Source organism: Bradyrhizobium sp. CCBAU 25338 (assembly GCF_028128965.1).
GTDB classification, from domain to species: domain Bacteria; phylum Pseudomonadota; class Alphaproteobacteria; order Rhizobiales; family Xanthobacteraceae; genus Bradyrhizobium; species Bradyrhizobium liaoningense.
In genome coordinates this window covers 19,833-44,933 of record NZ_LFKY01000042.1, presented here as the reverse complement: position 1 = coordinate 44,933, position 25,101 = coordinate 19,833, and the positions used below count along the sequence as shown (strand labels likewise).

The window sequence follows — 25,101 nt, the reverse complement described above, 5'->3', positions numbered from 1 at the left end:
CGACACTGTTCTCGGAGTAACAGCTCGTACCTCACCCACGGCAGTTCACACCATGGCTTCCGCCACCACCATGTAGTTCACGTCCATATCGGACGAGAGGGTCCATTTGTCGGCGAAGGGGCTGTAGACCACGCCGGTCTGCTCGGTGATGACGAGGCGGTTGTCGAGCAGGTGTTTTGCGAGCTCGTCGGGGGTGACGAACTTGTTCCATTCGTGGGTGCCGCGCGGCAGCCAGCGCAGCACGTATTCGGCGCCGACGATCGCGAGCGCGAAGCTCTTCCAGTTGCGGTTCAGCGTCGAGACCACCATCAGCCCGTTCGGCTTCAGCATCGAGGCGCAGCGCTTCAGGAAGACGCCGACATCGGTGACGTGCTCGACCACCTCCATCGCCAGCACGATGTCGAAGCGCTCGCGCGGGTCGATCTCCTCCACCGTGGTGCAGCGATAGTCGATCGCAAGATGGCTCTTGTCGGCGTGCAGCTTCGCCGCGGCGATGTTGCTCTGGGAAGGATCGATGCCGATGACCTGTGCGCCCAGCCGCGACAACGGCTCGCACAGCAGGCCGGCGCCGCAGCCGATGTCGAGCACGCGCAGGCCGCCGAGGCAATTGAGGCTGCGCACGTTGCGCTCGAACTTGCGGCAGGCGGCGTCGCGGATATAGCCGAGCCGCAGCGGGTTGATCCGGTGCAGCGGCGCCATCTTGCCCTTGGGGTCCCACCACTCCGCGGAGAGTTTTGAGAATTTCGCGATCTCGGCAGCGTCGACGGTCGAGCCCGGCTGGGCGGAAAGGGAAGTATTTTGCTGCATGCTCATGGTGCGCGCGGTCCTACCGCGTGGTGATCGAACTACGGAAGGCGAGCGGCGAGGCGATGGTCCTGATCGTCTCGATGCCCTCGCCGACGCCGCGAATCGTCACGTCGCCGTAGTTGAGAATACGTCCAAGAATGGACTGGTCGACGTCGACACTCTCGACCTTGTCCAGCGCCATCTCGAAGGTTCGACGCTTGATGAACCCGGTCTTGTGCACGACCCTGAGATTGGTGACGTCGGTCTCGGTGGTGAAGCGATGGAACCAGCCCTTGATGGTCCAATACAGGGCCGCCAGAGCCACGAGACCCGAGGCGACCAGGCAGAGCAAGACGAGCCAGTCGGCGGTGGCCTGCCGGGACAGCACGAACAGGGCCAGCGCCACGATCCAGGCCACGATGGCCGGAAAGTAGAAGATCCAGTGCGCATTGGTCGAATACAGCACCCGCTCGCCCGGTTGCAGAATCTCGTCGATATAGCGCGCCATGATCTCGGTTAACCCACTTCCCCCGCGCCCTGCCCCCGCAGGAACCCGCTTGCCCCCGGCCCCGCCGCTATGTATACGCGCGTCGGTGTCCGCGAGGCACCCGTCCAGTGCGGGTCACCATACTGATCCTTATGAAGGAATGCACGCGTCGTCATGAGCCGCCTCGTGATGAAATTCGGCGGCACGTCCGTCGCCAACATCGAACGTATCCGCAACGTCGCACGCCATGTGAAGCGTGAGGTCGATGCCGGCCACGAAGTGGCCGTGGTCGTCTCGGCGATGGCCGGCAAGACCAACGAGCTGGTCGCCTGGTGCACCGAGGCCTCGCCGATGCACGACGCGCGCGAGTACGACGCCGTTGTCGCCTCGGGCGAACAGGTGACCTCAGGTCTTCTTGCCATCGTGCTCCAGGGCATGGGCATTCAGGCCCGGTCCTGGCAGGGCTGGCAGATCCCGATCAAGACCAGCGACGCCCATGCCTCGGCCCGGATCGAGGACATCGACGGCAGCGAGATCATTAAGCGCTTTAGGGAGCGCAAGGAAGTCGCGGTCATCGCCGGCTTCCAGGGCATCAATCCCGAGACCAACCGCATCACCACGCTCGGCCGCGGCGGCTCCGACACCTCGGCCGTGGCGATCGCCGCCGCCGTCAAGGCGGACCGCTGCGACATCTACACCGACGTCGACGGCGTCTACACCACCGACCCGCGAATCGTGCCGAAGGCCAAGAGGCTCGACAAGATCGCGTTCGAAGACATGCTGGAACTGGCCTCGCAGGGCGCCAAAGTGCTCCAGGTCCGCTCGGTGGAACTCGGCATGGTCCACAACATGCCGATCTTCGTCCGCTCGAGCTTCGACAAGCCCGAGGATATCGACCCGCATGCCAACCAGCCGCCCGGCACGCTGATCTGCAGCGAGGAGGAGATCATGGAAAGCCACGTCGTCACCGGCATCGCCTTTTCGAAGGACGAGGCCCAGATCTCGGTGCGCCAGATCGAGGACAAGCCCGGCGTCGCGGCCTCGATCTTCGGCCCGCTGGCGGATGCCAACATCAACGTCGACATGATCGTGCAGAATGTTTCCGAGGACGGCAAGACCACCGACCTCACCTTCACGGTGCCGGCCGCCGACTATACCCGCGCCAAGGATACGATTACCGCGGCCAAGGCCAGGATCGGCTATGCGCGGCTCGATACCGCCACCGACGTCGCCAAGATCTCGGTGATCGGCAGCGGCATGCGGAGCCATGCCGGCGTCGCCGCCCAGGCGTTCTCGGCCCTCGCCGGGCGAAACATCAACATCCGGGCCATTACAACCTCCGAGATCAAATTCTCGGTTCTGATCGACGCCGCCTATACCGAGCTGGCGGTGCGCACCCTGCATACGCTCTACGGCCTCGATCAGGCCTGAAGCGCGACCATCGTCGCGCTTCAGATTGTTGTCAGAGCATGGTCTTTCCGGAAAACCGCTTGGCACTTTTCCGGACCATGCCTAGGCTAATTTTCCCTTAGCGGTCGCAGCAAACGGGAAGGTGTACACACCTTCGCGTTTGGCAGGCGTTTTGCTTGGCAAAACAAGCCTCAATTCGCTATACGGCGAACAGGGTGGGCTGCCGCAGACTGTGTCCCAGTTCAGGCGGCGCTGATTCGGTACAAGCGCTAAATCTCAGGTAGATTTTGGGCTTGTGCCTGCGCCGGACAAACAATTTGGTTGTTTTTCTGGAATTTTGAGCCAGCCGCCGGCTGATACCGCCGGGCCCGGCAGACGGAGGAGATTGACGGTTCATGCGGAGCGCGTCGGGAGGTCCCCGCGTCTTGTTGAGACGGCTCCGCGAAACCATGGCGGAGCAGGTCTCGGCCCAGGAGCGGCTGGACAAGATCGTGGTGCTGATCGCCGCCAACATGGTGGCCGAGGTGTGCTCGGTCTATGTGCTGCGCATCGACAACACGCTCGAGCTCTACGCCACCGAAGGTCTCAACCGCGAGGCGGTGCACCATACCGTGCTCAGCGCCCATGAGGGCCTGGTCGGCCTCGTCGCCAGCGAGGCGACGCCGCTCAATTTGAGCGATGCGCAGAGCCACCCGGCCTTCTCGTTCCGCCCCGAGACCGGCGAAGAGATCTACCACTCCTTCCTCGGCGTGCCGATCCTGCGCGCCGGCAACACGCTCGGCGTGCTGGTGGTGCAGAACCGCGCCAAGCGCAACTATGTCGAGGAGGAGCTCGAGGCGCTCCAGACCACCGCGATGGTGCTGGCCGAGCTGATCGCCTCGGGCGAGCTGTCCGCGCTGGCCCAGCCGGGCCAGGAGCCGGCGGCGCGCCATTCCGCGCAGAAGGTCGGCGCGATCCTGTCCGAGGGTATCGCGCTCGGCCATGTCGTGCTGCACGAGCCCCGCGTCGTCATCAAGGACTACATCGCCGAGGACCTGCCGAAGGAGATCAAGCGGCTGGACACCGCGCTCGCCAAGTTGCGCGCCGACCTCGACCGCATGCTGGAGCGCGGCGACGTCGCCGACGGCGGCGAGCATCGCGAGGTGCTGGAAGCCTACCGTATGTTCGCCAACGACCAGGGCTGGTCGCACAAGCTGCACGAGGCGGTCGCCACCGGCCTCACCGCGGAAGCCGCCGTCGAACGCGTGCAATCCGACACCCGCGCGCGCATGCTGCGCTCGACCGACCCCTATCTGCGCGACCGCCTGCACGACCTGGAAGACCTCGGCTACCGCCTGATGCGGCAGCTGGTCGGCCAGGATCACGCGCCGTCGCGCGAACAACTGCCCGACAACGCCATCGTCATCGCCCGCGCGATGGGCCCGGCGGCGCTCCTCGACTACGACCGCAAGCGCCTGCGCGGCATCGTGCTCGAGGAAGGCACTGCCAATTCGCACGTGTCGATCGTGGCACGCGCGCTCGGCATTCCCGCGGTCGGCGAAGTGCCGAACGCACCCGGCATCGCCGATCCCGGCGATGCCATCATCGTCGACGGCACCTCGGGCTCGATCTATGTGCGCCCGTCGCAGGAGATCGAGGCCGCCTTCGCCGAGCGCGTGCGCTTCCGCGCCCGCCGCCAGGCCCAGTATCTGGCGCTGCGCGACCGGCCCTGCGTCACCAAGGACGGCCAGAAGGTCGAACTGATGATCAACGCAGGGCTGGCCATCGACCTGCCGCATATCGAGGACACCGGCAGCGCCGGCATCGGCCTGTTCCGCACCGAGCTGCAATTCATGGTCGGCCAGAGCCTGCCGCGCACCAGCGACCAGCTCGCGCTCTATCGCACGGTGCTGGACGCGGCCGGCAGCAAGCCCGTCACCTTCCGGACCCTCGACATCGGCGGCGACAAGGCGCTGCCCTATATGGAAGCCGTGATCGAGGAAAATCCCGCGCTCGGCTGGCGCGCGATCCGGCTCGGGCTGGATCGCCCCGGCCTGTTGCGCGGCCAGATCCGCGCGCTGCTGCGCGCCGGCGGCGGCCGTGCGCTGCGCATCATGTTCCCGATGATCTCGGAGGTCGCCGAATTCGACGCGGCCAAGGCACTGGTCGAGCGCGAGCTCACCTATTTGCGCCAGCACGGCCACACGCTGCCGGAGCGGATCGACATCGGCACCATGGTCGAGGTGCCGGCCCTGCTCTACCAGCTCGACGAGCTCCTGAAGAAGGTCGATTTCATTTCGGTCGGCTCCAACGATCTGTTCCAGTTCCTGTTCGCGGTCGATCGCGGCAATGCCAAGGTGTCCGAACGCTTCGACACCATGTCGGCGCCGATCCTGCGCGCGCTGCGCGACATCGCACGCAAGGCGCACGCGGCGAAGAAGTCGCTCTCGCTGTGCGGCGAGATGGCGTCGAAGCCGATCGGCGCGCTGGCGCTGGTCGCGCTGGGCTATCGCTCGCTGTCGCTCTCGGCGACTGCGCTCGGTCCGGTCAAGGCGATGGTGCTCGACCTCGACGCCAAGAAGGCCGAGGCGACGCTTGGTCCGCTGCTGGACGCGCCGGCGGGCAGCGTCTCGATCCGGCAGAAGCTGACGGAATTTGCCGAGGCCGAAGGCCTGGCCTTGTAGCGGGCCTGTCGCCGCGTCCTGCCGCCTCGCCTCTTGCCGCTATTGAGACTGAACCGATGTCGTCACTCCCCGAAGCCAAACTGGACGTCCTGCTCGCGCATCACGCCTCGCTCGAGGCCGAATCGCTCGGACAACTCACCTCCGATCGATATGTGCAGATCACACGCGAGCTCGCCGAGATCACCCCGCTGGTCGAGGCGGTGAAGGCCTATCGCTCCGCCGTCAAGGAGCTGGCGGACACCGAGGCGCTGATCGCCGATCCCGCGACCGATGCCGAGATGCGCAGCATGGCGGAGGCCGAACGCGACGAGCTGACGCCAAAGATCGAGGAGCTGGTCCAGAAGATCCGCGTCGCGCTGTTGCCGAAGGACGCCATGGACGACCGCAACGTGGTGCTGGAAATCCGCGCCGGCACCGGCGGCGACGAAGCCTCGCTGTTCGCCGGCGACCTGTTCCGGATGTACGAGCGCTTTGCCAGCCTTCAGGGCTGGAAGGTCGAGGTGATCTCGGCCAGCGAAGGCACCGTCGGCGGCTACAAGGAAATCATCGCCGAGGTACAGGGCCGCGGCGCGTTCTCGAAGCTGAAGTTCGAATCCGGCGTGCACCGCGTGCAGCGCGTGCCCGACACCGAGACGCAGGGACGCATCCACACATCGGCAGCGACGGTGGCCGTGCTGCCGGAGGTCGAGGACGTCGACGTCGACATCAAGAACGACGACTTGCGGATCGAGACCATGCGCGCGCAAGGAGCGGGCGGCCAGCACGTCAACAAGACCGAATCGGCGATCCGCATCACCCACATCCCGACCGGCATCGTGGTGATGATGCAGGACAGCCGCTCGCAGCACAAGAACCGCGCCTCTGCCATGAACATCCTGCGCTCGCGCATCTACGACGCGGAGCGGCAACGCGTCGACGCCGCACGCTCCGCCGAGCGCAAGGAGAAGGTCGGCTCCGGCGACCGCTCCGAGCGCATCCGCACCTATAATTTTCCGCAAGGCCGCGTCACCGACCACCGCATCAACCTCACGCTCTACAAGCTGCCGCAGGTGATCGCGGGTGAAGCCTTGGGCGAATTGATCGACGCACTGACGACGGAGCACCAGGCCGCACAGCTCGCTGCGCAAGGCGCGGCGGCCTGAGGCGTGAGCAACCCCTTCACCGGGCAATCCATCGAGGGCGCGCGGCGCACGCTCGCTGCGCTATTGAGATCGGCACAGCTCGACGAAGCCGAGCTCGACGCCCGCATCCTGATCGGTGCGGTGCTCGGCCTCGACCTCACCGGCCTGGTCACGCAGGCTGCCCGTCCTCTGACCGCGGCCGAAGCATCACGGCTGGCGCAACATGCTCAGCGCCGCATCGCCGGCGAGCCGGTGGCGCGCATCCTCGGGACACGCGAATTCTGGGGCCTGCCATTCCGCTTGTCGGAAGCAACCCTGGTCCCGCGCCCCGATACCGAGACCGTGGTCGAGCTTGCACTCGAGATTTTTCGCGAGCGGCAGGCATCTCATCGGCCGCGTATCGCCGACATCGGCACCGGATCCGGCGCGATCCTGCTCGCGCTGCTGCACGAAATTCCGGACGCTTTCGGCGTCGGCACCGATCTTAGCCAGAACGCGCTCAGAACCGCCAGGGACAATGCCGTCGCGCTCGGCCTCGCCGACCGCGCCGCCTTCGTCGCCTGCTCCTACGCCGCGGCGCTCCGCGGCCCGTTCGATCTCATCGTCTCGAACCCGCCCTATATTCCCTCGGGCGAGATTCCGAAATTGAGCATCGAGGTGCGCGGGCACGATCCGCATCTGGCGCTCGACGGCGGCAATGACGGATATGACGCCTACCGCGCGCTGATCCCCCAGGCGGCCGAAAGGCTCGCGCCCGGCGGAGCGCTGATCGTCGAGGCCGGACAGGGCCAGGCGCAAAATATTGAAACCTTGATGAGGGGCGCCGCGTTATCACTGGACCGGCCGCCCAAGGCTGACCTGGCGGGCATTCCCCGGGCCGTTTCGGCCCGAAAAATGCCTCCATAAAAGCCGATTGGGCTGCAAAAACCTCTTGGAATATCGCCTGGGAACGACTACGTTCCGTCCAACACATCGGTGCCGGCCCCGTACACGTACGGGCGAAAGCCGGGCTCTCGGGCGAGAGCATTACTGATTTAAAGGTTCCAAGCCGCAGGTCCTGTTGAGCGCGATGGCCAGTGGAGCTGCGCTGCTCTCCGACCGCAAGTGAACGAAAGCCTGATATTGCGCTTGAAGACTTACGCAAGAAAGCTGGGCTTGTTTCGGCAGGCGAAATGAATGGGTTCGCTGGCAATGAATGCTGGCGGGTGGGGAACGCGTCTTTGTTGAACGCGACGGTCGACGAACATTGGCAGGGCTCGATCCGGCTTGCGCGCGGTGCGCGCGAGAGATGTGAGCCGCTGTCCCCAGGTCACTCCTAGCAATCAGTAATGCGTGCAACCTTTAGGGCTGGAATCGAAGGCAGGACATGAGAAACGGTCAGAACAAGCAGCGGATGCGCAACCGCAACAACAATAACAACAACCGGCGCGGCCAGAACCCGATGACCCGGGTCTACGAGTCCAACGGACCCGACATCAAGATTCGCGGCACCGCTTCGCACATCGCTGAAAAGTATCTCCAGCTTGCGCGTGATGCGCGCTCCTCCGGCGACCCCGTTGCAGCCGAGAACTACTACCAGCATGCCGAGCATTATTTCCGCCTGATCGCTGCGGCCCAGGAGCAGTTCCGCCAGAGCCAGCAGCCGCGCGGCGATGAGCCCATCAGCAGCAGCAGCGACGACGGCGAGGATGACGGCGAGAATTTCTCGGCCTTCGGCCAGGAGCCGGGTTTCGTCCCGCAGCCTCCGCAGCAGCCCTTCATGCGCGACCGCGATGGCCAGCGCGACCACCACCCGCGTGATCATCAGCAGCGCGACGGCCAGCAGCCCTATCAGCGCGACAACCAGCAGCCGCGCGAGCACCGCGAACGCGATCATCGTGCACAGCCGCAATATCAGCCGCAGCCCGCCAACCAGCCGCAGCCCGTCATCGCCGATGCCGGCAGCGTCGATCGCCTGCCCTCCTTCATCACCGGCGCGCAGCCGCAAGTGAATGTCGCCGCGAATGGCGGCCAGGGCGGGTTTGAGGGTGCCGGTGGCGGCGAGCGCTATCCGCGGCGGCGGCGCCGGCCGCATGGCCCGCGCCCCGAGCGCGAGGCCGCCCCAGTCGCGTCCAGCGACGAGGTCGCCCCCGGCGAGTAGCCACTTCTGATTTCAGACCTGACTCGTCCCGGCCTCGCCGGGACGATTTGTTTGTGCCTGACTGAAGCGATCAGCGCTTGGGGCACGGACTACCTCTCCCGGTAGGGGGCGATGAGCCCAAAGCATGATCCGGAAAAGTGCGCAGCGGTTTTCCGAAAGGATCATGCTTGAACAACAGCTAAAGCGCGTTGGCGATTCATCCTAATCGCATCGCGCTTTAGCGCGTCACCGTCGTCTGGGACGGCACCAGCACCGGCTTCGCGAGCGAGGGAATCAGCCGCGCGCGCTCGCGCTTGGCGGGGATCGCGCGGTAGACCTGCTTGGTCGCCTCCACGATATGGACGCCGGCAAAGGGCAGCGACAACGCTGCGCCGGCGCGCTCCCACATCTGCGCCGATTTCAGCACCCAGCCTCCGGCATAAGGCGGCATGAACAGCGCTTCGCCCCAGGCGGTTGGCGTGAACCAGGTCTGGCGCAGCAGCTCGGTGATCTGCGAGCGCGAATAAGGCCGGCCGTGACCGAAGGGCGTACTGTCGGTGCGGGTCCACACCCCGCGCCGGTTCGGGATCACAGCGATCACGCGCCCGGACGGCGACAGCACGCGCCACACCTCGCGCAGCAGCGCGGCCGGATCGTCCGACATCTCCAGCGCGTGGACCAGGAGGATGCGGTCGACCGCGGCGTCAGGAAGCGGCAGCGAGAATTCGTCGACCAGCGAGGCCAGCGCCGGTCGTCCCGTCGGCCATTTCAGGACGCCCTGGGCCGCCGGCATGAAGGCGATGCAGCGCTCGGCGTCCTCGCGGAACAATCCCAGATAGGGCGTGGGATAGCCGATGCCGAGGACGCGCTGGCCCTCGGCGCTTGGCCAGCGCTCCCTGATGCCGCGATTGATCATTTGCCGCGCCACGATCCCGAGGCGGCGGGAATAGAACTCGCGGAGGTCGACGACGTCGATGGTCATGACGGCAATGTAACATGCGCAAGGCCGCCCCTGCGCGCGGAATATTGCATTGCCTGCGCAACGTTAACGCCATATTTGTCTGGCGGGGCTGAGCCCGATGGAGATGACATGGCCGCCGAAATTCGTACTTTCACCTGTTTAAACGACAATTTCGGTTATCTGATCCACGACGTGGAAACCAAGGCGACCGCGTCGATCGACGCGCCGGAGGCCGGCCCCATCCTCGAGGCCCTGGAGCGCGAGGGCTGGCAGCTCACCGACATCCTGATCACCCATCATCATGGCGATCATGTCGGCGGGGTTGCCGAACTCAAGCAGAAGTACGATTGCCGCGTCGTGGCGCCGCACGACAAGACGACGAAGATCGCGAATGTCGACCTGCGCGTCGCCAACGCCGACGTGGTGAAGATCGGCAATTTGCTGGCGCGCGTCGTGGAGACGCCCGGCCACACGCTCGACCACATCTCCTACGTGTTCGACACCGAGAAGACGGTCTTCGCCGCCGACACGCTGTTCTCGATCGGCTGCGGCCGCGTCTTCGAGGGCACCTACCCGATGATGTGGGATTCGCTTCTGAAGCTGCGGGCGCTACCCGACGACTTCAAGCTCTATTGCGGCCACGAATACACGGCGTCCAACGTCAAATTCGCGCTCACCATCGAGCCGGACAATGCGGCGCTCCAGGCGCGCGCCGCCGAAGTGACGAAGCTGCGGGCCGAGAACAAGCCCACGATTCCCTCACTGCTTGGTGACGAGAAGCGAGCAAACGTGTTCCTGCGGGCTGATGCGCCCGAGGTCGCAGCCAGGCTACACATGAAGGGCGCGGATGCCGCCGCGGTGTTCGGCGAACTGCGCGAGCGCAAGAACAAGTCCTGAAGAACAAGTCCTGACGGGGATCGATGCCGACCGCAGCCGAGATCATCGCGCGCCTCGAACTCCGACCGCATCCCGAAGGTGGGCACTACCGCGAAACGTTTCGTGATCTGGCCACGGACGCCAACGGACGTTCGCGCTCGACGCTGATCTATTTCCTGCTCGCACGCGGCGAACGCTCGCACTGGCACCGCGTCGATGCGGTCGAGACCTGGCATTACTACGCCGGCCACCCTTTGATCTTGCGCATCGCCCATGAAGGCTGCTCGCAGCATGAGGTGCGGCTGGGCAGCGACCTCATCGGCGGCGAGCGTCCGCAGGGTATCGTGCCTGCGAATGCCTGGCAGATGGCAGAAACCACGGGCGAGTGGACGCTGGTCGGCTGCACCGTGGCGCCAGCGTTCGAGTTCGCAGGCTTCGAGCTCGCGCCGAAGGGCTGGGAGCCCTGATGAACTTTTCGGAAAGCCACTGGCTGTAGCTCCACACTGTCATTCCGGGCTGACGCGCAAGCGAAGAACCCGGAATGACAATCATCGCTTCCGCAGCACCATGTCCTTCGCCGCGATCAGGCCGCCGCCGGCGATCAGGATCGCGGCGATGGCGATGTTGGCGCTGGCCTTGGCATAGCCGGCGGCGATGAGGAAGCCGGTCGAGAGCAGCGGCGTCGCGTAGGAGGCGGCGCCGAGCACGCGGATGTCGCCGCGCTTCATGCCGATGTCCCAGGCGTAGAAGGCGGCGCCGACGGGGCCGATGCCGAGTGCGATGACCGAGAGCCATTGCACCGTCGTCTCCGGCCAGACCGTGGTTTCAAGCAGACCATGCGTCAGCGCGGCCAGTACGGCCGTGGCGAGGCAAAAGCCCGCGACCGCGTCGGTCGGCACCGCCTTCAACCGGCGCGACAGCACCGAATAGGCCGCCCAGACGAAAGCGGCGATGAAGGCCGCGATCAATCCCGGCACCGCGCCCGGCGCGAAGCCGGAGGTGTTGCCGGCGAACAGCAGCACGGTGCCGACGAGGCCGAGCACGGCGCCGATGATATGATGCGCGGCCAGCCGCTCGCCGGGCAGGAATGACGAGAACAGCACGATCAGCAGCGGCCACAGGTAATTCAGAAGGCCGGCTTCGGCCGGCGGCGCGAAGCGCAACGCGAGAAAATACAGCGCGTGATAGCCGAACAGGCCGCCGACGCCGACGACCCAGACGACGAGCGGCTGGCGCAGGCTTTTCGCCGCCTCGCTCCGCCCGATCCAGGTGAACAGCCCGACGACACCGCCGATCGCGAAGGTCATCGCGGCGAGCTGGAACGCCGGGATCCTTCCGGTCGCCACCGTCATCACCGACAGCAGCGACCACATCAGGATCGCGGTCAATCCGATCAGCGTCGCGGTGCGGGGAGTCATCGGCCCAATGTTTCCGTCATGGCCGGGCTTGTCCCGGCCATCCACGTTCTTCCGTGGCGACGGCTGTTGTAAGGCCGTGGATGCCCGGGACAAGCCCGACCATGACGACGCGGAAAATATCAGCCCGCGTGATGCGATCGCATCACACCATGTACTGGCCGCCGTTGACGGTCAGGGTCGAGCCGGTGATGAAGCCGGCCTCGTCGGCCGCGAGGAACACCACCGCGCGCGCGATCTCTTCGGGCTCGCCGAGCCGGCTCGCCGGGATCTGCGGGATCACGTTCTTCTCCAAAACGTCCTTCGGCACCGCCTGCACCATTTCGGTGTTGATGTAGCCCGGGCAGATCGCATTGACGGTGATGCCGCCCTTGGCGTTCTCGAGCGCGAGCGCCTTGGTGAAGCCGATGTCGCCGGCCTTCGCGGCGGAATAGTTGACCTGACCGAACTGCCCCTTCTGGCCGTTGATCGACGAGATCGAGATGATGCGGCCGAACTTGCGCGTGCGCATGCCCTCGATGACCTGGCGCGTCATGTTGAACAGCGAGCCCAGATTGGTGTTGATGACGGCGGTCCACTGCTCGAGCGTCATCTTGTGGAAGGCGGTATCGCGGGTAATGCCGGCATTGTTGACGAGCACCTCGATCGGCCCGAGATCGGCTTCGACCTTCTTCACGCCCGCCGCGCAGGCATCGAAGCTGCTGACGTCCCATTTGTAGGTCGCGATGCCGGTCTCGGCCTTGAACTTCTCCGCCGCCGCATCGTTGCCGGCATAGTTCGCCGCGACCTTGTAGCCGGCCGCCTTCAGCGCCTTGCTGATTGCCGCTCCGATGCCCCGCGTACCACCCGTCACCAGTGCAACACGTGCCATATCGTATTCCTTCCCTTGGACTCTTCGGACGCTTCTGACGTGATTGTTTTTAGCTGCGGATTATGCGGGACGTTTGACGGACATCAAGAACAAAACGCCCGGCGTGAGCCGGGCGTTTCTCTTTAGTCGAGGCCTGCGTGGTTGCGAAGAATATTTGATTTGCAACCGCTGCCTTTTTAGTCGCGTGCAACGCACGCGCTGACGTGTGCGGCGCACGCGTCAGCTCCGTGCAAGGTCGTCGTCAGTCGCGCGCCACGCACATGGCGATGCCCATGCCGCCGCCGATGCACAGCGTGGCCAGGCCCTTCTTCGAATCGCGCTTCTGCATTTCGTGCAGCAGCGTCACCAGCACGCGTGCGCCGGACGCGCCGATCGGATGGCCGATCGCGATCGCGCCGCCGTTGACGTTGACCTTGGAGGTGTCCCAGCCGAGGTCCTTGTTGACGGCGCAGGCCTGCGCCGCGAAGGCTTCGTTGGCCTCGATCAGGTCGAGATCGCCGACGCTCCAGCCGGCCTTCTTCAGCGCGGCGCGCGAGGCCGGGATCGGGCCCGAGCCCATGATCTTCGGATCGACACCGGCCTGAGCCCAGGACACGATGCGCGCGATCGGCTTCTTGCCTTCCTTGGCCGCCTGCTTGGCGGTCATCAGCACCACCGCGGCGGCGCCGTCGTTGATGCCGGAGGCCGAGCCCGCGGTCACCGTGCCGTCCTTCTCGAAGGCGGGCTTGAGCTTGGCCATCGCGTCGAGGGTGGCGCCATGACGCGGATACTCGTCGGCGCTGACGACGACGTCGCCCTTGCGGGTCTTGATGGTGACGGGCACGATCTCGTCCTTGAACCTGCCGGCCTTCTGCGCGGCCTCCGCCTTCTGCTGCGAAGCAACGGCGAATTCGTCCTGCTGGGCGCGGGTGATCTGCCACTGCCGTGCGACGTTCTCGGCGGTGTTGCCCATGTGGTAGCCGTTGAAGGCATCCCACAGGCCGTCCTTGATCATGGTGTCGACCAGTTCGAGACCGCCCATCTTGACGCCGCCGCGCAGGTGCTGGGCGTGCGGGGCCATGCTCATGGATTCCTGGCCGCCTGCGACCACGATCTCGGAATCACCGTTGAGCAGCGCCTGATAGCCGAGCGCAACCGTGCGCAGGCCCGAGCCGCAAAGCTGGTTCACGCCCCAGGCCGGGCTCTCCACCGGAATGCCGGCGGCGATCGAAGCCTGACGGGCCGGGTTCTGGCCCTGGGCGGCGGTCAGGATCTGACCCATGATGACCTCGGAGACCCGGCCGGGCTCGATGCCACCACGCTCCAGCGCGGCCTTGATGGCGATGGCGCCGAGATCGTGGGCGGGAAGGGTCGCGAACGCTCCGTTGAAGCTACCGACCGGGGTGCGGGCGGCGCTGACGATGACGACATCGTCTGACATGGGCATCTCCTGGGTTTGAAGGGGGCAGGCGGGGCTGGGGAAGGGCTCGCCAGTCTCGAATGGCATCCTGTTAACGTCGTTGAGGCATGTCAATCGGACGGTCTCCGAATTCATGCCGCAGCGCATTCAAAATAGCGTTCTTGGCGCTTTCGCAAGCAAGATTTTGCTCTGCAATTAACCGTGCCGCACAAAACGGTAGCGTGAGCCCGTTGAAAATGCTTATTTTGTTGCGTTGCGTACTCTTCCCGCCCTGCGGCATTGCCCGGCAGGTTCCCGTTCTCCGCGTTTGCAAGTGAGAGCCCATGGCGAAATCAGACCAACCCACCACCATCAAGAAATACGCGAACCGCCGGCTCTATAACACCGGAACGAGTACCTACGTGACGCTGGAAGACCTCGCCGCCATGGTCAAGGATGGCGAAGATTTCCTGGTCTATGACGCCAAGTCCGGCGACGACATCACCCGCTCCGTGCTCGCCCAGATCATCTTCGAGCAGGAGAACAAGGCCGGCCAGAACCTGCTGCCGACCACCTTCCTCCGCCAGCTCATCCGCTTCTATGGCGACAGCATGCAGATGGTGGTGCCGAAATATCTGGAGCAGTCGATTGCGACGCTGACGCAGGAGCAGGAGAAGTTCCGCAAGCAGATCGCCAATACGCTGTCCGGCACTCCTTTTGCTCCGCTGGAGGAGCAAGTCCGCCGCAACATGGAGCTGTTCCAGCAGACCTTCTCGATGTTCAAGCCGTTCGCGGCGCCCCGTCCGACCACCACTTCCGAGCCGGAGCCCGATGCGAGTACCGAGGCGCCGAAGGACAGCAATATCGATGATCTGCGCCAGCAGATGAAGGAGATGCAGGAACGCCTCGAGCGGATGTCGAAGAAGGACGAGTAGTCCTTCATTGCACCGGCCCCTGGCGAGCCGGAGGACGAGCCATGTCTGACCGAGCCACCCATTGGGAGCATGTCTACGCCACCAAGGGCGAAGCCGAGGTCAGCTGGTTTCAGGACAGCCCGACAATCTCGCTCGAGATGATTCACGCGGCCAATCCGGATCATGGCGCAGCCATCATCGATATCGGCGGCGGCGCCTCGCGGCTGGTCGATGCGCTGCTGCAGGACGGATATCGCGACGTCGCCGTGCTGGATCTCTCTGCCAACGCGCTTGATGCGGCGAAGAAGCGAATCGGCGGAGCCGGTTCGATCGTCGACTGGATCGTTGCCGACGCCACGACGTGGCAGCCGGCGAAGACCTACGACGTCTGGCACGATCGCGCCGCGTTTCACTTCCTGACCGACCCGCGCGACAGGGCGGCCTACGTCGAACGCCTGCGATCAGCGCTTCCCCCCGGCGGACAAGTCATCATCGGCACGTTCGCGCCCGATGGTCCGGAGAAATGCAGCGGCCTGGCGGTTCAGCGACACGACAGCGCGAGCCTTGCGGCGGAGCTCGGGCCTGAGTTTGGGCTCGTCGAGACGCGCAGCGAGACGCATCACACGCCGTGGAATTCGACGCAGGCGTTTCAGTTCAGCCGGTTTCGGAGACGCGGCTTGTAAGCACGCGACAGCCAGCTCAAGCCGCCAGCTTCACCGCATGCGCGAAATCCCAATAGAGCTTGCGCGCCCTCGTGTAGAACGGGCCCGGCTTCAGCTCTCGCTCGTCGATGCGGATCACGGGCGCGACCTTGGCGAAATTGCCGGATGAAAAGACCTCGTCGGCGGCAAGGAAATCGGCATAGCGCAGCGTCTTCTCGACCACGGTGACGCCGTCGGCGCGAAGCAGGCTGATGACACGCTGGCGCGTGATGCCGTTCAGGAAAGTGCCGTTCGGCACCGGCGTAAAGACCACGCCGTCCTTCGCCATGAACACGTTCGAATTGCCGAACTCGGCGACGTTGCCGAGGATGTCGAGCATCAGCGCGTTGTTGAAGCCGCGCCCGGCGGCCTCGGCGAGCGCGCGCGAATTGTTCGGATAGAGGCAGGCCGCCTTGGCCTCGACCGGCGCGCATTCGGCGGTGGGCCTGCGGAACGGCGACAGCGTGATCGCGTTGCCGACCGGCTTTGGCATCGGCGCCACGTAGATGCACAGGCACCAATTGGTGGTCTCGGGGTCGAACAGCACGCCGCCGCCGCTCCCGTTCTGCGCCCAGTACATCGGACGGATATAGAGTTCGGCATCCGCCGCAAATCGCGCAATGCCTTCCTGCGCGAGTGTAAGCCAGGCGCCGGTATCGAGCACCGGCTTCAGGCCAAAATGGATCGCCGATTGATTGACGCGGGCGACGTGCCGGTCGAGATCGGGCGCAACACCCTCGAACGCGCGCGCGCCGTCGAACACGATCGAGCCGAGCCAGGCCGCATGCGTGCGCGAGCCCATGATCGGCACATTGCCCTCGTGCCATTCGCCCTCGAAGAAGGTCCGGCTCGGCGAATAGTCGATGGGCTTCTTGATCTCGGCCATGACCGGCCTCCCCTTGGAAATATCCGGGCACTATTGACCCAATTTCTAAAAGATTCCCTGCGGGGACCTGGTGAGTTACCCTCCCCTCGTGGGAGACAAGGAGAGATCCATGCCGCTCGATCCGCTCGCCAAGCGTTTGTTGACCATGATGGCTGCGGCTGCGCCGCAGGCGCGGAGCCGCCCCAGCGTGGAAGCGCGGCGGCAATCGCTGGCAAAGCTGATGCAGTTCGCGCGTGCCGAGGCGCCGGATGTGACGACCTCCGACGGCGTGCTGACCGGCCGCGCCGGCGAACTGCCCTATCGCCTCTACACGCCGGCGAGCGCCGAGGAGCTCGCACCGGGGTTCGTGTTCTTTCACGGCGGCGGGCTCGTCGCCGGCAGCATTGCCACGCACGACCGCATCGCGGCCGCGCTGGCGCATGCCACCGGCTGCCGCCTCGTGTCGGTCGACTACCGGCTCGCGCCCGAGCACAGATTCCCCGCCGCCGTCGATGACGCGATCGCCGCCACCGAATGGGTGGCGCGCGAGGCGGCATCGCTCGGCATCGACGCGGACCGCCTGGTGATCGGCGGCGATTCCGCCGGCGCCACGCTCGCTGCGGTCGTGTGCCAGGAGGCGGCGCAGACCGCCGGCCTCTCCATCGCCGCGCAATGCCTGATCTGCCCGGTGCTGGATTTCGAGGAGACCTCGCCCTCGCGCGAGGCCTTTGCCGAGGGCCACCTGATCGACCGCGTCACGATCGAAGCCGATCTTTCCGACTATCTGCCCGAGGGCATCGACGCCGCCGATCCCCGCGTCTCTCCGTTGCGCGCGACACGGCTGACGGGCCTGCCGACCGCGATCATCCATACCGCCGAGTACGACCCGATGCGCGACGAAGGCAATGCCTATGCCCGCAAGCTGCTCGCCGCGGGCGTCGCCGTCGAGCATGTCTGCCACGACGGCATGGTCCACAATTTCCACGCCATGGGCGCGATCCTGCCGCAGGCTCAGCTTGTGCTGTCGCAGATCGGCGAGCAGGTGCGGAGGGCGGTGAGGAAGTCAGTGTGAGAATCACACTCTTGCGTCGAGAACGGCTCGGGCTGCCACGAGATATTCAGGCCAATGCGCATCCGCATAACGCTCGGCCTGCCGTGCGCAAGTGACGTCGGGCGCATGTGCGGCGGCGATCATGCGCGCAAAGCGTTCTTCGGCAACCGTCACATCATCGACCACTGGCGCCGGTGCGGCCGCCACGGCGGTCGGAGCGAGGGCGAGCCCCGCCATTCCGGCGAGCAGGATGCGGCGTGACGTGTTCATGGCTGTCGTCCTCCGTTGTCCGGCCTGCACTCCGGCAGGCGAGAGTGTCGGTGCAGTCACGACAGGGTAGCCGCGCGCGTCGATACAGTCCATCGTTTGCGGATAACGCTTGACCACGGGAACGATCACGTTCCATCTAGCATGAGACTCCGCAACCAAGCCCCACGCGTCGGATTGTCACGTGTCAAACCGCAGCCCATCGCATCGTCCGGCTTTGCGCGCTGTCGCGCTGGGACTGGCCTGCCTGACGGTTTCAGCAAGCGCTGCCTTCGCCAACGAGGCGGAGGAGGACGCACCGGCAAAGCCGACTGTTCCGAACATCTACCTCGACCTCCGCACCAGCTACGCGACGATCCCCGCAGGCACGCTCGGGCTCGGCTTCGGCACCACCTCGCTGTCGGCCGCGTTCCAGGCGCTGGCGGCGCGACGAGGCACGACGCTGCCGAACGGCTTGCCGGCGGCGAAGTCGATTGCCGTTGACCTGCCGCTGACCGTCGACGTCACCGACCGTGTCTCGCTCTATGGCGGCGTGTCCGGATCGACGACGGATATCGGCGGCGGCTGGTCGTCCTTCGACATCACCAGCTGGAACATCGGCGTGCAAGCCGACCTCCACCAGCAGAATGGCGGCAAGATCCCGACGATCACGCTGCAATCGACGCTGACGCAGTCGGTGCCGAACGAGCAGGGCATGGTGAATTCCTTCAACAACATCCTGGAATTCGACTACGCGCTCGACGAGGACGAGACGCGGGGCTGGTTGGCCGGCGTGCAATACACCACCGCCACCATTGCCAGCCCGTTCGCCAGCATCCGGCCGAACACGGTGCTCTATGCCGGCGGCTATTACCAATGGCCGAGCAACTGGAAGTTCACCGGGCGCCTCGGCATGCAGTCCTTCGGTGGCGCACAGCTCGCGGGACGGACGCTCGCGGAGTCCTTCACCCAGCCGATCCTGCGGCTCGACCTTGACCGCATGGACGACAACGACAACCGCCTGTTCGGCATCACCGCGCTGATCGCATGGACGCCGAAGCCGTCCTATCAGGTGACGTTGCGAACGCCGCTCTACGCCGTGCGCAACTGAGCATGATCCCGGAAAAGGATCGTGTTCAAACGAAACGAAGCCGCTGCTAATCCGGCACCGGCACGTCGAACGTGTTGAGCGTGACCGAGACCATGCAGTAGACGCCGACGAGATAGGACAGCTCGGCCGCGCCGTGTTCGCCGAACTCCTTCACCGCCGCGCGATAGGTCAGCTCCGGCAGCACGCCACCGCTGACCAGTGCCGAGGCCATGTCATAGGCGACAGCCTCCTGCCTGGTGAGGTCCACCGGTCGCTGCCCGGCGACGATGGTCGCCAGCTTCTCGTCGGAGAGACCGCGCTGCTCGGCGACCAGAACGTGGGCATAGAGCTCGTAACCGGACCGGAAATGCGAGCCGGTGACGAGGATCGCGACCTCGCGCACCGGCGCGGGCAGCAGCGGGTTCGACGCGACCGCCTTGACCAGCTCCCACACCGGCTTGCCGAAGCGCGGCTCGCGGATCCAGGGATTCCAGGGCCCGAGCAGCGCGCCGTCGTCGCGCATGTTCACAAAGCCCTTGAAATGGCCCTTGATGCCGGCTCGCATGTCGTCATAGAGCGGCTTCTGTTCGTCAGTCAGATCCTTGGGATCGAGAATGGGAAGGCGCACGGCAGGATCTCCTCGTTGAGACCACAACCGTCACCTGCATGCGTGCGCAGGGCAAGTGAAGTTGCCGTGACGACCGTGCCAATTTGAAAAACGGCGGGAAGACGCTGCTATGACGCGGCGGGGCTTCGCACGCCCTGCGGATTGAAGACGTCATCGACATCGAGCCTCAACGGCTCGCCTGTCGCGAGGAACGACGACAAGGCCGCCTCGTACGGCGCCGGATCGAGGCCGCGCGCTTTCAGCCATGCGGGCTCGTAACAGGTCTGCCGATAGCGCTCGCCGGAATCGCAGATCAGCGTCACGAGCGAGCCCGTCACGTTCGCTTGGCGCATTTCCGAGGCGAGCCGGCACAACGCCAGGAAGTTGGTGCCGGTGGAGCCGCCGACCGCGCGGCGCAGCCGGCGCGACAGCACGTTCATCGCCGCGATCGTCGCCGCATCCGGGATTTTCATCATGCGATCGACCACACCCGGCACGAAGGACGGCTCGCAGCGCGGTCGGCCGACGCCCTCGATCAGCGAGGGGCGGTCGCAGACATGGGAGCGGTCCTGCGAGCGGAAGCAGTCGAAGAACGCGGAATGTTCGACATCGGCGACGCATAGCCGCGTCGGATACTGCCGATAGCGCAGATAGCGCCCGATGGTGGCCGAGGTGCCGCCGGTGCCGGCACCCATCACGATCCAGTCCGGCAGCGGGCGCGGCTCGCCCTGCAATTGCGTGAAGATGGACTCGGCGATGTTGTTGTTGCCACGCCAGTCGGTGGCGCGCTCGGCGAAGGTGAACTGATCCATGTAGTGGCCGTTCAGACGGGCGGCGAGCGCCGCGGCGTCCGCATAGAGTGCGCGACCGTCGTCGATCAAATGGCAGTTGCCGCCATAATGCTCGATCGCGGCAATTTTCTCCGCCGAGGTCGTCCGCGGCATCACGGCGTAGAAGGGCACGCCGATCATCTGCGCGAAATAGGCTTCCGAAACCGCCGTCGATCCCGACGATGCCTCGACGACGGGGGTGCCTTCGCCGATGTGGCCGTTGCAGAGCGCATAGAGGAACAGCGAGCGCGCGAGGCGATGCTTCAGGCTGCCGGTCGGATGCGTGGACTCATCCTTGAGATAGATGTCGATGCCGGAGAGCGCCGGCACGATCAACCGGATCAGATGCGTGTCGGCGGTGCGGCACTGGTCGGCCTCGATCGCGGCGACGGCCTCGTCGACCCAGCCGCGTCGATAGGCCGGCCCGGCCCGATTGGACTGGCGGAGGGGGAATGTCTGCATGGTATGAATCTCTCATGATGCGGATCGCGCATCAAGTGCGCTTGATTTTGTTTTGACGCGCTTTATGGCGCGAACCGGTTTCCACTTCGCTGGACAACGCTCCAGCTCAAAACTCCAGCGGCGCGTTGTCGACGACTTCCTTCATCACGAAGAAGGTTCGGGTCTGGCGCACGCCGGGCAGCGCGATGAGCTGCTCGCCATGGATGCGGTTGAAATCCTCCATGTCGCCGACGCGGATCTTGAGGAAGTAGTCGAAGTCGCCGGCGACCAGGTGGCAGTCGAGCACGAATTTCAACTTCGCGATGGCCTTTTCGAAGGTGGCAAAACTCTCAGGCGTCGAGCGGTCGAGCACGACGCCGACCATCACCAGCGTGCCCTTTGCCAGCTTCTTCGGCGCGACCATGGCGCGCACGGTGGCAATGAAGCCATCCTCGAACAGGCGCTGGGTGCGGCGATGGCAGGTGGCGGGGCTGATCGCGACCGTCTCGGCCAGCTCGGCATTGCTGAGCCGTCCGTTATTTTGCAGCAATCTCAGTATCTTAAGGTCGATGCGGTCAAGTCGAGAGGCCACGGAAGAAGCTTTCACTTATGACGAATTATTTGGAAGAAATCTGGCTCATCTGGCCAATCTCTGCAAGAGACAAGCAATGTTGACCCAATATTCGAGAGCACATTTTTCCGGGGCGGTGCTAGCTCCGTCCCCAGACGCCACCGCCAAATCGGGATAACCAATGATGCTGGAAAAATTCGCGCGCTACCCGCTGACCTTCGGCCCGACGCCGATCGAGAAGCTGGAGCGACTGTCAAAACACCTCGGCGGCAATGTCGAGATCTATGCCAAGCGCGAGGACTGCAATTCCGGCCTCGCCTATGGCGGCAACAAGCTGCGCAAGCTCGAATACATCATTCCCGATGCGATCGCCTCCAACGCCGACACGCTGGTCTCGATCGGCGGCGTGCAGTCCAACCACACCCGCATGATCGCCGCGGTCGCGGCCAAGATCGGCATGAAGTGCCGCCTCGTGCAGGAGGCCTGGGTGCCGCACGAGGACGCGGTCTATGACCGGGTCGGCAACATCATGCTCTCGCGCATCATGGGCGCCGACGTCCGCCTGGTCGACGACGGCTTCGACATCGGCATTCGCAAGAGCTGGGAACAGGCGATCGAGGAGGTGAAGGCGGCGGGCGGCAAGCCTTACGCGATTCCCGCCGGCGCCTCCGTGCATAAGTTTGGCGGCCTCGGCTATGTCGGCTTCGCGGAAGAGGTGCGCAAGCAGGAAGCCGAGCTCGGCTTCAAGTTCGACTACATCATCGTCTGCACCGTCACCGGCTCCACCCATGCCGGCATGCTGGTCGGCTTCGCCGCCGACGGCCGCGCCCGCAAGGTGATCGGCATCGACGCGTCCTTTACGCCGGCGCAGACCAAGACGCAGGTGCTCGAGATCGCGCAGAACACCGCAAAGCTCGTCGAGCTCGGCAAGGACCTCGTCGCCGACGACGTCGTGCTGATCGAGGACTACGCTTATCCCGCCTATGGCGTGCCGTCGGAAGAGACCAAGGAGGCGATCCGCCTCACCGCGCGGCTCGAAGGCATGATCACCGACCCCGTCTACGAGGGTAAGTCGATGCAGGGCCTGATCGACCTCGCGAAGAAGGGCTATTTCGAGAAGGGCGCGAAGATCCTCTACGCCCATCTCGGTGGCGCGCCCGCGCTGAACGGATATGCGTATGCGTTCAGGAATGGGTGAGTGAGGGCATAGCCCTCGCCTTGTACACAGCTGTCGTCCCGGACAAGCGCAGCGAAGCGAAGCGCTGATCCGGGACCCATACGCCGCAGCAATAGTTTTACGAAGGCTCGTAGTTGCCAGCCTGCCGTCCCACACCGGCCTGTGGTTATGGATCCCGGATCTGCGCTACGCTTGTCCGGGATGACGGCGGAGTTTTTGGCTTGCTACCGCGTCCTGACGATCTGCAGCAGCTCGTCGCCGTAATGCTCGAGCTTCTTGTCGCCGATCCCCGGCACGTTGCGGAGTTCGTCCAGCGTCGTCGGCCATGCCCGGACGATGCCGTCGATCGTTGCGTCGTGCAGCACCACGTAGGCCGGCACGCCACGTTCGCGCGCGACGTCTGAACGCCAGGCGCGCAGGCGCGCGCGCAGCTCGGGATCGACTTCGCCCTGCGGCGCGCTGGCCGCGGGCGCAAGGTCGCCGCGGCGGGATTTGGCCCGGCTCGAACGGATCCGGGTGCCCGGCGCCTCCTCGCGCAGCCACACGTCCGTTTCGCCGCGCAGCACACCGCGCGAGGACTCCGTCAGCTTGAGCGCCCCGAAAGCTTCGCTGTCGCTTCGTAAATGTCCCATGGCCACCAGTTGCCGCAGCACCGTGCGCCATTGGTTCTCGTTGAGCTCGCGGCCGATGCCGAACACCGACAGCTTGTCGTGGCCGAACTGCGTCACCTTCTCGGTCAGGCGCCCCACCAGCACGTCGATCAAATGCATCGCGCCAAAGCGCTGGCCGGTGCGATAGACGCAGGACAGCAGCTTCTGCGCCAGCACCTTGCCGTCGCGCATCTTGGGGGGCGTCAGGCAATTGTCGCAATTGCCGCAGCTCTCGCCCATCACGATCTCGCCGAAATAGGCGAGCAGCCGCCGGCGCCGGCAATGCGGCGTCTCGGCAAGGCCGACCAGCGCATCGAGCTTGCCGATCGAGACCCGCTTGAATTCGTCGGAAGCGTTGGACTCGTCGATCATGCGGCGCTGCTGCACGATGTCCGAGAGGCCATAGGCCATCCAGGCCGTCGACGGTTTGCCGTCACGGCCGGCGCGCCCCGTCTCCTGGTAGTAGGCCTCGATGCTCTTGGGCAGGTCGAGATGGGCGACGAAGCGCACGTCGGGCTTGTCGATGCCCATGCCGAACGCCACGGTCGCGACGATGACGATGCCGTCCTCGTTGAGAAAGCGGTCCTGGTTGCGCGAGCGCACGCTGCCGTCGAGCCCGGCGTGGTAGGGCAGCGCCGCAATGCCGGCGTCTTGAAGTGCGGCGGCGACCTCCTCGACCCGGTTGCGCGACAGGCAATAGACCACGCCGGCATCGCCCATGTGCCGCTCGCGGATGAGTTCCTTCAGCTGCGACACCGCGTTGCGCTTGTCGACGATCTCGTAGCGGATGTTGGGCCGGTCGAAGCTCGAGACGAATTGCGGCGCCCCCGTGAGCTGGAGCCGATCGACGATCTCCTTGCGCGTCATCTCGTCGGCAGTCGCGGTCAGCGCGATGCGCGGCACGTCGGGAAACCGCTCGGCGATGATGGAGAGGCCGACATATTCGGGACGGAAGTCATGGCCCCATTGCGAGACGCAATGCGCCTCGTCGATCGCAAACAGCGCCACCTTCGCCTGCGCCAGCAGCGACAGGCAGCGCGGCGTGACCAGGCGTTCCGGCGCGACATAGAGCAGGTCGAGATCGCCCGCGAGAAGGCGTCGCTCGATGTCGGACGCCTCCTGCGGCGTCAGCGACGAGTTCAGCGCGGCGGCATTGACGCCGGCCTCGATCAGCCCGGCAACCTGGTCGCGCATCAGCGCGATCAACGGCGACACCACGATGCCGCAGCCCTCGCGCAGCAAGGACGGAAGCTGATAGCACAGCGACTTGCCGCCGCCGGTCGGCATCAGCACGAGGCAATTGCCGCCGTCGGTGACATGCCGGATGATCTCGCCCTGCGCGCCGCGAAAACCGGGCAGGCCGAACACCGAATGCAGCACCGACAGCGCGTCGCGGCCGTTGGCCGGCGCAGAGAGCGGAGCGGTGGAGGGAGCGGACATGGGCGTGTCGGGAACAATGCCGTGAGATTTGTCACAACGCCAGTCGCATGGCAGCGCGAGCGTGGCAAGGCCATCTTCACCCTCTCCCCGCTTGCGGGGCCGGGGGAATCGCATATGGATTTCACGAGAACTGTCTGCGGGCTTGCTCCGCCTCTCCCGCTTGCGGGAGAGGCCGACGCGCTCGCAGAGCGCGGCGGGTGGGGGCTCTCGCCACGCAGGGACATTCTCCTCAACCCTCAACAATCCCGACGCGGAGACACCCCCATCCCAGCCCTCCCCCGCAAGCGGGAGAGGGAGTCCAGTGCCGATGCCGCCACATCGTGCACACCATATGCGATAGCCCTGCGCGAGCGGGGAGAGGGTCGGTGTGAGGAGGAGTCCCCGCAAGGAAGGCGGCATATGAAGATGAAGTCGGGGGAGAGTACCTCCTT

Annotated in this window: 24 protein-coding genes; 12 read left to right on the top strand and 12 right to left on the bottom strand. The window is 65.3% G+C overall.

All coding sequences use genetic code 11. From position 1 onward, the window contains the following. Positions 1-45: 45 nt before the first annotated feature. The gene (gene ubiG, locus ACM42_RS29935) at positions 46-813 is read right to left on the bottom strand and encodes a bifunctional 2-polyprenyl-6-hydroxyphenol methylase/3-demethylubiquinol 3-O-methyltransferase UbiG (protein WP_271531220.1); all 768 of its coding nucleotides are present in this window, start codon (positions 811-813) and stop codon (positions 46-48) included. A gap of 13 nt (positions 814-826) precedes the next feature. Continuing rightward, a complete protein-coding gene (locus tag ACM42_RS29930; protein WP_194390943.1) occupies positions 827-1,294 on the bottom strand; it encodes a PH domain-containing protein in 468 nt (155 codons plus the stop codon). Positions 1,295-1,447: 153 nt separating this feature from the next. Between ACM42_RS29930 and ACM42_RS29925 the strand changes: the two genes are divergently transcribed. The 5 genes from ACM42_RS29925 (at position 1,448) to ACM42_RS29905 (ending at position 8,607) form a co-directional block, all read left to right on the top strand. Further along, a complete protein-coding gene (locus ACM42_RS29925) occupies positions 1,448-2,704 on the top strand; it encodes an aspartate kinase (RefSeq protein ID WP_271531219.1) in 1,257 nt (418 codons plus the stop codon). Between the two features lie 374 nt (positions 2,705-3,078). Further along, positions 3,079-5,346, top strand: coding sequence for a phosphoenolpyruvate--protein phosphotransferase (ptsP, locus tag ACM42_RS29920; RefSeq protein ID WP_271531218.1), 2,268 nt, complete (start codon positions 3,079-3,081; stop codon positions 5,344-5,346). Between the two features lie 56 nt (positions 5,347-5,402). Next, positions 5,403-6,488: a peptide chain release factor 1 gene (gene prfA / locus ACM42_RS29915; protein ID WP_271531217.1), complete on the top strand. Its 1,086-nt coding sequence runs from the start codon at positions 5,403-5,405 to the stop codon at positions 6,486-6,488. A 3-nt stretch (positions 6,489-6,491) separates the two neighbouring features. Continuing rightward, complete coding sequence (prmC, locus tag ACM42_RS29910; RefSeq protein WP_271531216.1) at positions 6,492-7,373, top strand: peptide chain release factor N(5)-glutamine methyltransferase; 882 nt, start codon at positions 6,492-6,494, stop codon at positions 7,371-7,373. Positions 7,374-7,833: 460 nt separating this feature from the next. Continuing rightward, positions 7,834-8,607 (top strand): DUF4167 domain-containing protein, encoded by a 774-nt coding sequence (locus ACM42_RS29905; RefSeq protein WP_271531215.1) that lies wholly within the window; start codon positions 7,834-7,836, stop codon positions 8,605-8,607. 217 nt (positions 8,608-8,824) lie between these two features. Here the strand turns inward: ACM42_RS29905 and ACM42_RS29900 are convergent, their stop codons facing one another. Further along, a complete protein-coding gene (locus tag ACM42_RS29900; protein WP_271531214.1) occupies positions 8,825-9,568 on the bottom strand; it encodes a methyltransferase domain-containing protein in 744 nt (247 codons plus the stop codon). Positions 9,569-9,676: 108 nt separating this feature from the next. On the opposite strand from ACM42_RS29900, the gene gloB reads away from it, so the two are divergent. Together gloB and ACM42_RS29890 are read left to right on the top strand one after the other, a co-directional pair. Beyond that, positions 9,677-10,444 carry a hydroxyacylglutathione hydrolase gene (gene gloB, locus ACM42_RS29895; RefSeq protein ID WP_271531213.1) on the top strand — a complete coding sequence of 256 codons (768 nt, stop codon included), beginning with the start codon at positions 9,677-9,679 and terminating at the stop codon, positions 10,442-10,444. A gap of 23 nt (positions 10,445-10,467) precedes the next feature. Next, positions 10,468-10,890: a cupin domain-containing protein gene (locus tag ACM42_RS29890; protein ID WP_271531212.1), complete on the top strand. Its 423-nt coding sequence runs from the start codon at positions 10,468-10,470 to the stop codon at positions 10,888-10,890. Between the two features lie 81 nt (positions 10,891-10,971). On the opposite strand, the gene yddG is transcribed toward ACM42_RS29890, so the two are convergent. The 3 genes from yddG to ACM42_RS29875 all read right to left on the bottom strand — a co-directional run bounded on the left by yddG (position 10,972) and on the right by ACM42_RS29875 (position 14,129). Then, positions 10,972-11,841, bottom strand: a complete 870-nt coding sequence (yddG, locus tag ACM42_RS29885) for an aromatic amino acid exporter YddG (RefSeq protein WP_271531211.1) — start codon at positions 11,839-11,841, stop codon at positions 10,972-10,974. 142 nt (positions 11,842-11,983) lie between these two features. After that, the gene (gene phbB, locus ACM42_RS29880) at positions 11,984-12,709 is read right to left on the bottom strand and encodes an acetoacetyl-CoA reductase (RefSeq protein WP_271531210.1); all 726 of its coding nucleotides are present in this window, start codon (positions 12,707-12,709) and stop codon (positions 11,984-11,986) included. 241 nt (positions 12,710-12,950) lie between these two features. Next, a complete protein-coding gene (locus tag ACM42_RS29875; protein WP_271531209.1) occupies positions 12,951-14,129 on the bottom strand; it encodes an acetyl-CoA C-acetyltransferase in 1,179 nt (392 codons plus the stop codon). A gap of 302 nt (positions 14,130-14,431) precedes the next feature. On the opposite strand from ACM42_RS29875, the gene phaR reads away from it, so the two are divergent. Further along, complete coding sequence (phaR, locus tag ACM42_RS29870) at positions 14,432-15,022, top strand: polyhydroxyalkanoate synthesis repressor PhaR (protein ID WP_271531208.1); 591 nt, start codon at positions 14,432-14,434, stop codon at positions 15,020-15,022. Between the two features lie 41 nt (positions 15,023-15,063). Beyond that, complete coding sequence (locus ACM42_RS29865) at positions 15,064-15,684, top strand: class I SAM-dependent methyltransferase (protein WP_271531207.1); 621 nt, start codon at positions 15,064-15,066, stop codon at positions 15,682-15,684. 16 nt (positions 15,685-15,700) lie between these two features. Here ACM42_RS29865 and ACM42_RS29860 read toward each other — a convergent pair whose 3' ends face one another. After that, positions 15,701-16,588 (bottom strand): branched-chain amino acid aminotransferase, encoded by an 888-nt coding sequence (locus ACM42_RS29860; protein WP_271531206.1) that lies wholly within the window; start codon positions 16,586-16,588, stop codon positions 15,701-15,703. 109 nt (positions 16,589-16,697) lie between these two features. Between ACM42_RS29860 and ACM42_RS29855 the strand changes: the two genes are divergently transcribed. Continuing rightward, positions 16,698-17,639: an alpha/beta hydrolase gene (locus ACM42_RS29855; protein ID WP_271531205.1), complete on the top strand. Its 942-nt coding sequence runs from the start codon at positions 16,698-16,700 to the stop codon at positions 17,637-17,639. 3 nt (positions 17,640-17,642) lie between these two features. Here ACM42_RS29855 and ACM42_RS29850 read toward each other — a convergent pair whose 3' ends face one another. After that, positions 17,643-17,888 (bottom strand): hypothetical protein, encoded by a 246-nt coding sequence (locus tag ACM42_RS29850; protein WP_271531204.1) that lies wholly within the window; start codon positions 17,886-17,888, stop codon positions 17,643-17,645. Between the two features lie 214 nt (positions 17,889-18,102). Between ACM42_RS29850 and ACM42_RS29845 the strand changes: the two genes are divergently transcribed. Then, the gene (locus tag ACM42_RS29845) at positions 18,103-18,975 is read left to right on the top strand and encodes a hypothetical protein (RefSeq protein WP_333922435.1); all 873 of its coding nucleotides are present in this window, start codon (positions 18,103-18,105) and stop codon (positions 18,973-18,975) included. Positions 18,976-19,021: 46 nt separating this feature from the next. Here the strand turns inward: ACM42_RS29845 and ACM42_RS29840 are convergent, their stop codons facing one another. The 3 genes from ACM42_RS29840 to ACM42_RS29830 all read right to left on the bottom strand — a co-directional run bounded on the left by ACM42_RS29840 (position 19,022) and on the right by ACM42_RS29830 (position 21,424). Next, complete coding sequence (locus tag ACM42_RS29840; RefSeq protein WP_271531202.1) at positions 19,022-19,582, bottom strand: carboxymuconolactone decarboxylase family protein; 561 nt, start codon at positions 19,580-19,582, stop codon at positions 19,022-19,024. A 107-nt stretch (positions 19,583-19,689) separates the two neighbouring features. Beyond that, the gene (locus tag ACM42_RS29835) at positions 19,690-20,853 is read right to left on the bottom strand and encodes a PLP-dependent cysteine synthase family protein (protein WP_271531201.1); all 1,164 of its coding nucleotides are present in this window, start codon (positions 20,851-20,853) and stop codon (positions 19,690-19,692) included. Positions 20,854-20,959: 106 nt separating this feature from the next. Beyond that, entirely contained in the window at positions 20,960-21,424 is a 465-nt protein-coding gene (locus tag ACM42_RS29830) for an Lrp/AsnC family transcriptional regulator (RefSeq protein ID WP_271531200.1), read from the bottom strand. A 163-nt stretch (positions 21,425-21,587) separates the two neighbouring features. Between ACM42_RS29830 and ACM42_RS29825 the strand changes: the two genes are divergently transcribed. Further along, positions 21,588-22,601: a 1-aminocyclopropane-1-carboxylate deaminase gene (locus ACM42_RS29825; RefSeq protein ID WP_271532230.1), complete on the top strand. Its 1,014-nt coding sequence runs from the start codon at positions 21,588-21,590 to the stop codon at positions 22,599-22,601. A gap of 203 nt (positions 22,602-22,804) precedes the next feature. Here ACM42_RS29825 and recQ read toward each other — a convergent pair whose 3' ends face one another. Then, positions 22,805-24,670: a DNA helicase RecQ gene (recQ, locus tag ACM42_RS29820; RefSeq protein WP_271531199.1), complete on the bottom strand. Its 1,866-nt coding sequence runs from the start codon at positions 24,668-24,670 to the stop codon at positions 22,805-22,807. Between the last annotated feature and the right edge of the window lie 431 nt (positions 24,671-25,101).

Excerpts from the sequence above, each read along its gene's own strand:
- ACM42_RS29875 (WP_271531209.1), bottom strand. The coding sequence starts at position 14,129 with ATGTCAGACGATGTCGTCATCGTCAGCGCCGCCCGCACCCCGGTCGGT.
- ACM42_RS29900 (WP_271531214.1), bottom strand. The coding sequence starts at position 9,568 with ATGACCATCGACGTCGTCGACCTCCGCGAGTTCTATTCCCGCCGCCTC.
- phbB (WP_271531210.1), bottom strand. The coding sequence starts at position 12,709 with ATGGCACGTGTTGCACTGGTGACGGGTGGTACGCGGGGCATCGGAGCG.
- ACM42_RS29890 (WP_271531212.1), top strand. The coding sequence starts at position 10,468 with ATGCCGACCGCAGCCGAGATCATCGCGCGCCTCGAACTCCGACCGCAT.
- ACM42_RS29825 (WP_271532230.1), top strand. The coding sequence starts at position 21,588 with ATGCTGGAAAAATTCGCGCGCTACCCGCTGACCTTCGGCCCGACGCCG.
- ACM42_RS29905 (WP_271531215.1), top strand. The coding sequence starts at position 7,834 with ATGAGAAACGGTCAGAACAAGCAGCGGATGCGCAACCGCAACAACAAT.
- prfA (WP_271531217.1), top strand. The coding sequence starts at position 5,403 with ATGTCGTCACTCCCCGAAGCCAAACTGGACGTCCTGCTCGCGCATCAC.
- ubiG (WP_271531220.1), bottom strand. The coding sequence starts at position 813 with ATGAGCATGCAGCAAAATACTTCCCTTTCCGCCCAGCCGGGCTCGACC.
- gloB (WP_271531213.1), top strand. The coding sequence starts at position 9,677 with ATGGCCGCCGAAATTCGTACTTTCACCTGTTTAAACGACAATTTCGGT.
- recQ (WP_271531199.1), bottom strand. The coding sequence starts at position 24,670 with ATGTCCGCTCCCTCCACCGCTCCGCTCTCTGCGCCGGCCAACGGCCGC.
- ACM42_RS29855 (WP_271531205.1), top strand. The coding sequence starts at position 16,698 with ATGCCGCTCGATCCGCTCGCCAAGCGTTTGTTGACCATGATGGCTGCG.
- ACM42_RS29925 (WP_271531219.1), top strand. The coding sequence starts at position 1,448 with ATGAGCCGCCTCGTGATGAAATTCGGCGGCACGTCCGTCGCCAACATC.
- ACM42_RS29865 (WP_271531207.1), top strand. The coding sequence starts at position 15,064 with ATGTCTGACCGAGCCACCCATTGGGAGCATGTCTACGCCACCAAGGGC.
- ACM42_RS29835 (WP_271531201.1), bottom strand. The coding sequence starts at position 20,853 with ATGCAGACATTCCCCCTCCGCCAGTCCAATCGGGCCGGGCCGGCCTAT.
- phaR (WP_271531208.1), top strand. The coding sequence starts at position 14,432 with ATGGCGAAATCAGACCAACCCACCACCATCAAGAAATACGCGAACCGC.
- ACM42_RS29860 (WP_271531206.1), bottom strand. The coding sequence starts at position 16,588 with ATGGCCGAGATCAAGAAGCCCATCGACTATTCGCCGAGCCGGACCTTC.
- ptsP (WP_271531218.1), top strand. The coding sequence starts at position 3,079 with ATGCGGAGCGCGTCGGGAGGTCCCCGCGTCTTGTTGAGACGGCTCCGC.
- ACM42_RS29930 (WP_194390943.1), bottom strand. The coding sequence starts at position 1,294 with ATGGCGCGCTATATCGACGAGATTCTGCAACCGGGCGAGCGGGTGCTG.
- yddG (WP_271531211.1), bottom strand. The coding sequence starts at position 11,841 with ATGACTCCCCGCACCGCGACGCTGATCGGATTGACCGCGATCCTGATG.
- ACM42_RS29850 (WP_271531204.1), bottom strand. The coding sequence starts at position 17,888 with ATGAACACGTCACGCCGCATCCTGCTCGCCGGAATGGCGGGGCTCGCC.